The organism is Butyrivibrio sp., assembly GCF_024699075.1.
Genome location: NZ_JAILQF010000130.1, coordinates 1 through 12,045 on the forward strand (window position 1 = coordinate 1; position 12,045 = coordinate 12,045).

At 41.1% G+C, this 12,045-nt stretch carries 8 protein-coding genes; 7 read left to right on the forward strand and 1 reads right to left on the reverse strand.

Annotated features, from left to right (window positions below):
• The 7 genes from K6G87_RS05155 to K6G87_RS05185 form a co-directional block, all read left to right on the forward strand.
• A partial coding sequence (locus K6G87_RS05155; protein ID WP_296834690.1) for a hypothetical protein occupies nucleotides 1–2,305 on the forward strand: 2,305 nt, incomplete at its 5' end.
• Nucleotides 2,306–2,500: 195 nt separating this feature from the next.
• Nucleotides 2,501–3,898 carry an extracellular solute-binding protein gene (locus K6G87_RS05160; protein ID WP_073388890.1) on the forward strand — a complete coding sequence of 466 codons (1,398 nt, stop codon included), beginning with the start codon at nucleotides 2,501–2,503 and terminating at the stop codon, nucleotides 3,896–3,898.
• Between the two features lie 114 nt (nucleotides 3,899–4,012).
• Nucleotides 4,013–4,942, forward strand: coding sequence for a carbohydrate ABC transporter permease (locus K6G87_RS05165; protein WP_027217291.1), 930 nt, complete (start codon nucleotides 4,013–4,015; stop codon nucleotides 4,940–4,942).
• A 1-nt stretch (nucleotide 4,943) separates the two neighbouring features.
• Nucleotides 4,944–5,771, forward strand: a complete 828-nt coding sequence (locus K6G87_RS05170; RefSeq protein ID WP_296834694.1) for a carbohydrate ABC transporter permease — start codon at nucleotides 4,944–4,946, stop codon at nucleotides 5,769–5,771.
• A 138-nt stretch (nucleotides 5,772–5,909) separates the two neighbouring features.
• Nucleotides 5,910–7,502 (forward strand): extracellular solute-binding protein, encoded by a 1,593-nt coding sequence (locus tag K6G87_RS05175; RefSeq protein WP_296834696.1) that lies wholly within the window; start codon nucleotides 5,910–5,912, stop codon nucleotides 7,500–7,502.
• A gap of 25 nt (nucleotides 7,503–7,527) precedes the next feature.
• On the forward strand, nucleotides 7,528–9,249 hold the full coding sequence (locus K6G87_RS05180) for a sensor histidine kinase (protein WP_296834698.1): 1,722 nt from the start codon (nucleotides 7,528–7,530) through the stop codon (nucleotides 9,247–9,249).
• A 96-nt stretch (nucleotides 9,250–9,345) separates the two neighbouring features.
• Entirely contained in the window at nucleotides 9,346–10,881 is a 1,536-nt protein-coding gene (locus K6G87_RS05185; protein WP_296834699.1) for a response regulator, read from the forward strand.
• A gap of 71 nt (nucleotides 10,882–10,952) precedes the next feature.
• Here the strand turns inward: K6G87_RS05185 and K6G87_RS05190 are convergent.
• Nucleotides 10,953–12,045, reverse strand: a 1,093-nt coding sequence (locus K6G87_RS05190) for a GGDEF domain-containing protein (protein WP_296834701.1), incomplete at its 5' end; no start/stop codon positions are given.

Consider the following 12,045-nt stretch of genomic DNA (forward strand, 5'->3'; position numbering starts at 1 on the left):
TGTATCTGAAAAAAGCACATCTGAAAAAAGTGCACCTTCGGCTAATACTTTTACAAAACTTACGCCCAAGTTTTTTGAGAAAAAGCTTGAACGTGCCATAGAACTTACTGATGATCTTACAGATATAGTTTCAACTAAGACAGGAGACAAGAATTTTGATGAGTATACCAGATATACCTTTATGGACAATGTTCTTAGAGGAGGACTTCCTATAAAGATCGGTGATAACAAGGTATTCTACGTATATTCAAGAAAGCACGGAGATCTTGAAAGAGAATATAACTATTTTGCCATGTCACCGGAGTTCTATTCTCAGGGCAACGGTAACTTCAGGGATGTCAATCAGAACCGCAGGATGGACAGCTTCTTTGCTCCATATACAGACAGAGCAGGTATCAAGATGTTCTACTCTCTGATACAGACAGATGGTTACAATCCTCTTAGTATAGAGAAGATTACTTATAGTATAGATAGAGTTGTTTTAGAAGATATACTATCCGGATATATCTTTAAGATAGAAGAAGGCCATGTAGACCTTCTGAGCGCACATCTTGAAGACTATTACGATGGCGATATCTTTGATAAAGAGAAGTTTAGAAATACTATATATGATGTAGTTAAGGACAAGCACTTCACACCGGGACATCTTGCTCTTGTATGTGACGGTGATGTTTTTGACAAGATCATGGATAATAGCACAGCTGATGTTAACGCTTCATTTGGTGAGGGCTACTGGTCAGATCATTGGACTTACAACCTTGACCTTGTAGAAGAGTACCTCTCACTATACCCTGAGAAGAGACAGGAGCTTCTTTTTGAGAAGGATTATACCTATTTTGCCTCTCAGAAGAAAATAAATAAAAGAGCCAGACGCTATAAAGAGACAGAAGGCGGTATCAGACAGTATTATGCACTTGATACAGATACTGTAAGACAGGATACCGGCAAGGAGCTTAGAACCAAAGACGGCCATATCTATAAAGGAACTCTTCTTGAGAAGCTGATCCTTTTGTGTACTACCAAATTTGCAGCACTTGATCCTGAGCAGATGGGCGTTGAGATGGAAGGCGGCAAGCCAGGCTGGTATGATGCACTTAACGGTCTTCCGGGACTTCTTGGATCCTCCATGGCAGAAAGCTATGAGCTTGAAAGGATGCTTGCATGGACTATTGATAGTCTTAAGGGATGCGGCGAAGACGTTGTTATCTTTAAAGAGCTGTGGGATTTTGTAAGCGATATTTATAATATATCCAATGACCTTGGAGATGGTGCATCCTACTGGAACCTTGTCAATGACAGGAAAGAGAAGTACTGGGATGATGTATTTGAAAATATAGACGGCGTTGTAGAAAGAACATCAGCAGATGAAGTTGCCAAAGTTATTACAAGATTTAAAGAGATCGTGGACAAGGGTATTGAGAAGGCAATAGGATATGGAGATGGTATATGTCCTACATACTTCTACTTCGATGTGACAGATTATACCAAGGACGATGATGGCATACATCCTGTATCATTTAAGGTCAACATGGTACCTCTTTTCTTAGAAGGCCCTGTAAGATATCTTAAGACAGCCATGGATCTTGACAAGAAGAGATCACTTTATGACAGGATCAAAAATAGTGACCTTTATGATGAGAAGCTTAAGATGTATAAAATAAATGCACCTTTATCAGAAGCTTCTTATGAACTTGGAAGATGCAGATGCTTTACTCCGGGCTGGCTTGAAAATGAGTCTATATGGCTTCATATGGAGTACAAGTACCTTCTTGAACTTATAAGATCAGGTCTATACAAAGAGTATATAGACGATCTTCGCACAGCCCTTGTTCCATTTATGGATCCTTCAGTATATGGAAGAAGTATATATGAGAATTCTTCATTTATCGCAAGTAGCGCAGGTCCTGATGACAAGATCCATGGTAAGGGCTTTGTGGCAAGACTTAGCGGATCTACCATAGAATTCATGAGTATGTGGAAGATCATGATGTTTGGAAGTAAGCCTTTTGGACTTGAATCAGGTGAACTTGTATTTGCACCAAGTCCTGTTATTCCGGAGTATCTGATTCTAAAGTCAGATGATGGCGACAAAGTGATAAGTGCCAGATTCATGGGACAGACTGATATCATATATCATCTTGGAGAAAGAAAAGATTATATCCCGGGTGAATACAAGATTACTAAGATGGTGGCAACAGATGTACAAGGCAAAGAAAAAGAAATCATAGGCCAGGTCATGAAGGCAGATGCAGCTATAGCCCTTAGAAGCGGTGCTTATAAGAAAGTAGACATATATCTTGACTGATATATGAAAACGATAAATGAAAACGTTATATGGCTATTTTGACCAAAAGATTTTGATCAATATTATTTTTTGCCAACATCCTGCCATATAAAAAAACGACACCATTTTAAAATTTGGATAATTTTTTGACACCTATAACCCTCCTATAATCAAAGCATAAACACAAAACGTGCTTTAACAAGGAGGGTTATTTTTATGAAGTTGAAAAAGTTAATGGCAATCTCATTAGTAGGTGCTATGGCTGCTTCTATGGTGGGATGCGCCGGATCATCTGATGGCAAAACAGGTGCAGATAACGGAACAAGTACAGAGAATTCCGGTGAGGCAGTAGCATCAAATGGCGAGAAGCTTGTTGTATGGACTCTTGCATCTGACCTTAAGCAGTTTGCTGAAAGATACACAGAGCAGACTGGTACAGAAGTTGAAACAGTAGTTATCGAGCCGGGTGACTATCCAACCAAGGTTCAGACAGCTCTTATGGGCGGCGAGACAGAGCCTGATATCATCGTAGGCGAGCCTCAGATGCTTGAAGACTTCTATGATAATGGATTCTTTGCTGATCTTGACGAGCTTGGAGCTAAGGATTATGAAGGACAGATCGTAGATTATGTTTGGAAAGTCGGTCAGGATGCAGATGGCGTTCAGAGAGCTATTTCATATCAGATCACACCAGCAGGAATCTACTATAGAAGAGACATTGCAACAGAAGTATTCGGAACAGATGATCCTGAAGAGATCGGCAAGTATTTTGCAGATTATGGAACAATCCTTGATACAGCTAACACACTTAAGGATGCAGGATACAGAATCTTCGCATCAGACTCTGAGATCAACTATTTCTCAGGTGACAGCGCTTGGGTTGTAGACGGAGCACTTAACGTATCACAGGCAAGACTTGATTATATGGACCTTGTAATCTCACTTTACCAGGACGACCTCACAGCATATGCTAACCAGTGGTCAACACCATGGTATCAGGCTATGAGCGGAGAGGTTCCGATCCTTACAGCTGAGATCCAGAACTACGAAGATGATTCAGTTAACGTATGGGATGCAGAGTCTTTCGAAGAAGCTACAGCAGATCTTGAGAAGACAACAGTATTCGCATTCGGTCTTCCTTCATGGGGTGTTCTTACAATGAGAGACAATGTAGGCGAGACATCAGGTAAATGGGGCGTATGTCAGGGACCTGCTTACGGATTTGGCGGCGGTACATACATCGGTATCTCAAGCCTTTCTGAGAGAAAAGAACTTGCTTGGGACTTCATCAAGTTCTGCACACTTAACGAAGAGACAGCTGACTGGTGGATCGAGACATCTGAAGGTGACACAGTATCACTGATCTCTGCTCTTGACAAGCACAAGGATGACGAGAACGCAGTATACGGCGGTGAGAAGCTCTACAGCTTCTGGCTTGAGCAGGCTGAAGGCATCGATTATTCTAAGGTAACTAAGTATGACAAGGTTATCGGCGATGCATGGGGTCAGGCGATCGGAGCTATCAAGACCGGCCAGGCTACTAAGGAAGAAGCTCTTAACACCTTCTATGACACAATTGAATCTACATATCCTGATATCAAAGTAACAAGGTAATTTCTGCTAGAAGATAACACGCCGGAGAGACTAATGGTTCGATATTGGTGGCGTAGAAATGTGCCAATATCGATCCTCTCTCCGGTTTTTAAAACAGAAAGAATCGAGGTTACTATGAGTAAGATCAATAAAAAGAGAAGCAAACTAACTGCATATAACAACTGGGGATACGCATTTGTAGCTCCCTTCGTAATAGTATTTCTTATTTTCAGCGTATATCCTGTTCTTCGTACTCTGTATCTGAGTTTTACAGATCTTAAAGTTATGGGACAGGCTCATTTTATCGGACTTGACAACTATACTCGAGTTGTGACAGACAAGTTTTTCTGGATAGCACTGTGGAACACAGTTCGTATCTGGACTGTCAACATTGTACTTCAGCTGGGACTTGCATTCCTTCTTATGATGGTATTTAGTGATGTCAAATACAAGATGGCAGGTCTTTCAGTATTCAGGGTTGTGTATTATCTTCCCAATCTTATCGCGGCAACATCTGTAGCATTTCTTTTCAGTACTCTTTTGGACTGGAGATTTGGTACTTTTAATATTTTGCTTAATCAGGTTTATAAGCTTTTTGGAGCACATTATGCTCCTATTGACTGGATCGGAAACTCAGCAACAGCAGGACCTACTATTGCGGTGATCCAGTCCTGGATGTGGTTTGGTAACTCATTCATCATGCTTATGGCAGGTGTTCAGGGTATATCCAAGGACTACTTCGAGGCAGCAGCTATTGACGGCGCAGGCAGATGGACTATCTTTGGCAAGATCACACTTCCACTTATTAAGCCCATCATGATGTATGTTGCTATCACATCACTTATTGGCGGACTTCAGATGTTCGATCTGCCATACCTTATGGTCAATCCGGCTACAGCATCTTATGGTTCAGTTCAGACAGTTATGATGTATCTGTACAAATTTGGATTTACTTCAGGTACTGTACAGACAGGCTTTGCATCTGCCATAGCATATGCACTGTTTTTGATCATCCTGTCAGTATCACTGTTGCAGATCAAATTATTTAACAGAAAGGAGAAGTGATATGGGTTTTACTATTAAAAAAGGCATTTTGTATATACTTCTCATAATCCTTGCTGCAACCTGTCTTCTTCCTTTCACTCTCATGATAGTCAATGCAACAAGAAGCGGAGCTGAGATATCAAGCTCATTCACTTTTATACCCGGAACTCATCTTAAAGAGAACTGGGATATACTATTTGGATACTTCAACCTTTTCAGAGGTATGTTCAATAGTGTATTAGTTGCAGTTCCTGCTACGCTCCTTGGAGCATATTTCTCAGCTCTTACAGCATACGGACTTGCAATGTACAAGTTCAAAGGCAACAAGGTTATATTCGGTGCGATCCTCACATTCATGATGATCCCCGGACAGCTGTCACTTATCGGTTTCTATCAGCTGTGTACAAAGCTTCATCTTGTTAACTCATATATACCTCTTATAGTGCCTGCAATTGCAGCTCCCGGGACAGTTTTTTTCCTAAGACAGTATATTCTCTCATCCCTCTCCCCGTCTTTGGTAGAAGCTGCAAGAATTGATGGCTCACCAGAGATATATACATTCCACAGGATAGCCCTTCCCATAATATCACCTGCTATGGCGACTATGGGTATCATGGGATTCATCGGCAACTGGAACAACTACCTGCTTCCGATGATAATCCTCAACAAGAATGAGAAATTCACACTCCCTGTTATGATGGCAACCCTTCGTGCATCCATAGATGCTGCCAGAAACCAGGGTGCTACATATCTTGCAGTAGCGATATCTGTAATACCGATCCTGCTTGTGTTCTGCTTCTTCTCGCGATATATTATTAGCAGTATATCAGCAGGTGCGGTCAAAGAATAAAAACAAGGTCAATAGAAGCTGTCACTTAGGTGGCAGCTTTTATTGATGAAGTAGGAAGTTTGAGTGAAACTCTACACATGATATAATTATGCCAAATCTATCTGTTTTTTGGCTGTTTAATGAAAGGATAAGTGTAAAGTGGGTAAAAAACATATTTGGGGGAAATTTAATATTCTTTTATCAGCACTTATCATGCTATCCGGATGCGCAGATGCTACAGGTGAGGGCGAAAGCGTACCTGCTGCAGACACAGATGTCATAACTCTTGACTGGTATGTGAACTATTCCTGGTTTGTTACGGACTGGGGTGAGAATATGGTGTCTCAGAAGTTCACCAAGGATACAGGAGTAGATATAAACTTCATAACGCCTATGGGCAATGAGACCAATAAGCTTGAGTCACTTATCGATTCAGATTCACTGCCTGATATTGTAACTATAGGATGGTGGGAGCCACAGATCCAGACGATGCTTGATAGGGGGATGGTATATCCTCTTAACGAGCTTGCTGATATGTACGATGCTTCTTTTTACGATGTGACTGATGATATGGTCAGGGACTGGTATACCATGAGTGATGGCAATATCTACGGATATCCCAACTCGACCTACACTCCTAAAGATTTAGAAGAACATGACAATATCGCATCCAATCAGACTTTTCTTGTAAGGAAAGATATATATGAAGCTATAGGAAGTCCTGATATGAGTACTCCGGAAGGTTTCTATAACGCTGTGGTCAAAGCTTGTGAGATGTTCCCTGAAGTAGACGGCAAGCCTCTTATACCGATAGGCGCGCATGAATTTGAGCAAGACGGGTGCGTATCTTTTGACCAGTATCTGCAGAACTTCCTGGCGGTTCCTTATGAGAAGGACGGGGTCAAGTATGACAGGAAGACTGACCCTGAGTATCTAAGGTGGCTCAAACTCTTCAGAAAGCTATGTGAAGAAGGGTATCTGGCTGATGATATCTTCGTAGACAGGCGGACACAGACAAGTGAGAAGGTAAGCGAGGGGCGGTACTTCTGCATGCTATATCAAAGGACTGACCTTGCAGATCAGGAGAAAGAGCTCTATGCCAAGGATCCTGATAAGATCTACATAGCAGTAGACGGTCCAAGGAATTCTAATGGCGATGATCCTGTGCTTCCTTCTAATGGTATAGTTGGCTGGACTCTGACCTTTATATCCAGGAATTGTAAAGACCCTGAAAGGGCTATAAAGTTCATAGATTATATGTTAAGTCAGGATGGGCAGAAGCTTTTGTATCTGGGGATAGAAGGTGAGACATACGATATGGTAGGAGATGTCCCTGTTATGAAAGAGGATGTTAAGAAGATCCTCTCTACAGATCGTGAGACATATGATGCCATATACGGAGCGGATGATACCTACTGGATGCTTCAGAACAATGTAATGCAGCTTGACTGGCATATGGAGACGGAAGAGCCTCTCAAGCAGCTTGAAGAGTGGACATATCCTTATACTACATATCTGGGTCAGTATGATGTTATCATCAATGAGGACTCGGAGATAGGAAGGATATATTCTGCCTGCAGAGAGCTGTGGGGGACTACGCTTCCAAGGCTTCTTTTGGCAGGTTCAGATGAAGAGTTCGATGAGATATTGGAAGAGTATATAAGTCAGCGTACGAGTCTTGGCTACGACAGACTTATGGAAGAAGAGACCAGACAGATGATAGAGAACAAGAAGAGACTTGGAATGGAATAAGTCGCTATATTGTGCGAGGGTTTGGATGAAAGAAGGAAGCTTTTTTGGCAATTTAAAAATAAATAGCAGATTCACCCTTGTGATCCTTGCTTTTACCTTCGTTCCTATTGGCGTTATGGCAGGTGTCCTTTTTAGGAATCTTGAAACAGATGCTATAAAAGAAAGCTATAACTACATGGAAGCCAAGGTTACAAGAGACTATGCGATGATCTCGACCAATATCGAATCGATCAATATGTCTACAAGGTTCTTTTTGTCAGATGAGGGACTTTCGTATATTCTTACGATGGCCTATGATGGTCAGACTATGGATACTAGGCAGATCATTGATTTTTATAATACTCAGGTGGCTGACCTTGAAAGGCTTGTTAATAATAATCCTGTACTGTATGCAGTAAGGGTATATGGCGTCAATGACAATGTGCAGGAGATGATGCCTGTTTTGTACAATAACACCCGTATGAAGAAATTGTCATGGTACGACGATGTTAAAGAGGGCTGGCATTTTGGATATTACGATACCCTCTTTTCCTCACTTACTACAGATCAGGGGACAGAGCTTGCAGGTCTGTGCAGTCAGGTTACAGATTATGACAGAGGCGTTATCGGATATGTGGAAGCGGCGATGCCGCTTAAGACTATGTTCCCAGGAGTGTATGAAGGTGATGAAACTCTGTACAGCTTCTTTGTAAGCAGTAGTGGACAAGTTCTGTTTGGAAGTACTAAAGATAACACAGAAAGCTTGGAGGCAAGCACAGGTTACAGCAAAGAGCCTGATTTTAGCGATGGTCTTGATGATAGTACATATTATAGATCTGATAAAGTGGATGAAAGTCTTATTATAGGCGCATTTACTACAGATCTTGGAGATCTTGACAGACAGATAATATACAAGAAGATCTCAGGAAGATACCTGACTATAGCGCGGTATTCTATACGAAGCCTTGATGGTGTTATGTATAGTGTCCAGGATATTACCAGTCAGGTATGGGCGGTATATCATAGGCGCAATTTTTTTGTCTTTATAATGACTATAGTCCTGTTCGTCACAGCAGGTCTTATATACAGGATTGTAAGGCATTTCCAGAAAGAGGTGCTGTCCAAAAGCTCAGAACTTAGATCTCTTCAAAACCAGATCAATGCCCATTTCATCTACAATGTACTTGAGTCTATCAAGATGATGGCCGAGATAGATGAAAAGTATGAGATATCGGATGCCATAACTTCTCTTGGCAAACTTATGAGATATAGCATAAAGCAGGGCTTTGGCAATGTGCATCTTAGTGATGAGCTTGAATATATCAAGAACTATGTGCTCCTTATAAACTTAAGGTATGATTTTGAAGTTATATTGTCGCTGAATGTACCTGGGGATCTTCTAAGTCAGGAGATACCTAAGATGTCACTGCAGCCTATAGTAGAGAACGCGGTACTTCACGGCATAGAGCCTGTGGCAGCAGATACGACTATCTATATCAAAGCCTGGAAAGATGATGATAGATTCCGTATAGAGATCACGGATTCCGGCAAGGGCATGGATGAAGGTGAGCTTCAAAACCTTTTAAAACGTATACATGGTGAGATAGAAGAAAGCGGCGGAAGAGGAAACGGCATAGGGCTAAAAAATGTGGAGGACCGTATTAAGCTGACGTTTGGATCAGAGTACGGACTGGAAGTATATTCTAAGCCCCTTAAATATACTAAGGTTTCTATAGTACTTCCAAGAAGAGATCTGGAGAAAAAGTAGTTCGTAAATACTGGTGTACTGACTTACTCAAACTTCACATAACAGATATGTGAAGTTTGAATAAATCAGCTGAATATAAAGAAGTGGCAGGTGAACATGCATACATTATTGATCGTAGAAGATGAGAAAATGATACGACAGGGCATAAAAGCTATGGTACAAAGAAGCGGTGTTCCTGTTGACAATATCCTTGAGTGCTCTAACGGGGAGGATGCGCTTAATCTAATGCATACAATCCATGTTGATGTCATGTTCACAGATATCAGAATGCAGAAGATGGACGGGATCGAGCTTGTAAGAAGGGTAGGAGAGCTTGACGATAAGCCTCTAATAGTTGCAATAAGCGGCTATGACGATTTTTCATATGCTGTTGAGATGCTTAGAAACGGTGTTAGAGAGTACCTTTTAAAACCTGTTGAGAGGGACAAGATAGCAGAAATCCTTAGAAAGCTTAATGACGAACTTGAAGAAAGAACTGATGAGCAGAATAAGGATAAAGAGCTTGGACTTAGGCAGATAAGAGATCTGCTTGATAAGGAGCTTGATGAACAGAAAAAGAAGCTGATAATAGATAAGTATTCTTTATACTTTTTTGATACTTTATATAGGGTATGTATATATAAGTGTGAAAAGAGTAAAGCAGGTAACAGCGCAGACGATGCCAGGCATCAAGGTCATGAAGATCCTGGCTCCAAAATGGATGGTAATAACTACTCAGATCTGTATGAAGCCATTTCTTTTGACGATCAGGACGGAACAGTGGTCATACTAAAAGAGGACATGGTCAGAGCTTTTATCAATAATGAAATGCCTGATAAGTGCGCGGGGTTAAGTGATGTTCATGAAGGGCTGTCAAGCCTGTTGGATGCATACAAGGAAGCTGTATCTATGCGTAAGCTTTCTTTTATTAAAGGAAAAACATGTGTATATGGATCCGATAAGTTTGAAAGTGTAAATCCTAATTTAAAAGAAAAAGCCAAAGAGCTTCTGACAGAAACTGAGCGCACCAAGAGGATTCAGATCATAGGAACTGATAAGACAGAAGATGTCATATACAGATGGAAGCAGCTCTTTAAGGTGCTGGAAAATGGTCAGATAGATATTGAAGAGTTCTGCGATGAAGTGGACACGAGCCTTTCTTCGATACCGCAGGTTTACAGAGACAATGTTACAGATGACGATCTTAAAATGGTAGAGTCTTTGAAAAAGCTTAGTGAATACGACAACCTGTCCGAATATCAGAACCTTTTTATGGACTGGCTCCTTAATTTAAACCAAAGGCTTGGCAACAGACCGGATGACAGTAACATAAGACAGAAGATAGAACTGGCCAGGAAGTATATAAATGATAATTATAATAAAGATCTGAACATGGCCGTTGTATCTAACTATGTGTCCATGAACTATTCGCTCTTTTCCTATTCATTTAAGGGATATACCGGCAAGAATTTTGTGAATTATTTGAAGGAGATAAGGATAGAGAAGGCCAAGGAACTATTGACAAGTACCGACCTTAAGGTGATAGAGATAAGCCAGGAGGTAGGCTATGACAACGAGAAGCACTTCATGAAGACCTTCAAAGCCATGTGCGGAGTATCTCCCGGAGAGTATAGGAAGAATATGACAACCTGATGGCAAAATGGTGGCAGATGATCTCATGACTTAGAGCCAAGGGATCACTTGCCACTGGAAAGAAAACCAAACTATATCCGCGCGCTTATCTTATATTCCTTAGGATTAAGCCTGTTATAGTTATCAAGGTATGTCAGTATCTTCTTCTTAACTTCATCAGTAGATGCAGCATCCTTATTAAGCAGTATATGGAAGGTTCCCTTACTTATACGCCCTGCGATCGCACCTTCCGGTACAGAATTCCTGATAGCTTGGCCGATCACAGATATTGCAAAGTTTCCGGCTTCTTGACCGTGATCTTTGTTTATACTATCAAGATTATCTGTATCCACGATCATTAGGATATTGTCTGCATCGCTATCATCTATACTATCTGAACTGTTTTTATTCTTATAATATTCAAATCCCGCGCTGCTATACAGCCCTGTAAGCTCGTCTTTCATATACAGCTCTTCAAGATGCGTAGCCATGGCATCGGATTTCTTCCTGTTCCTTATGTTATTAAGCAGCTGTGATAAGTTCACAAGATACTGTATCAGCTTAAATGGATACTTTATCCTGTTGTTCTCAAAGGTCATAACTATATATCCTATAGAGCCTGCATGGTTATATATAGGAGATACGATTATGGCATTTTCCTTATCTGACATTAGGAAGTCAGGCAGCAGCGTATTATTTTTGAAAGTGCAGGAAGGGAGTCTTTTGCCGTTTTGCAAAGCCAGATACATAGTAAGGGTATCGGAGCTTTTTTCATAGTTTACAGAATCTGTGGATGCGGTCAAGGTCAGTATCTTGTCCGACAGATTGTTCCAGCTGTCGCTAAGAGCCAGGTAGAATCCGTTACAGTTTTCAATCTCCCTTGCATACTCTTCTATAAGATCCAGCATATCTTCAAGATCACTTGCAGGACCGAAGGCAGAAGCTATCTTGGAAGACATCATGATGGACTTTTCAAGGTCAGCTATCTGATGTAGAAGTGTGTGAGTATACATATGAACTCTTCTGTCAGAAGGGTAGCTGCAACCGCAGGATCCTCCATATATCACTTTGGCAAAAACGCTTGTATTAGACCTCTCGCGTCCTCGGATAAGGCTGTGAAGGTTACTTACTGCGATACGTCCAAGGTCATATACAGGATAAGATATAGTTGTAAGCGCCGGTATC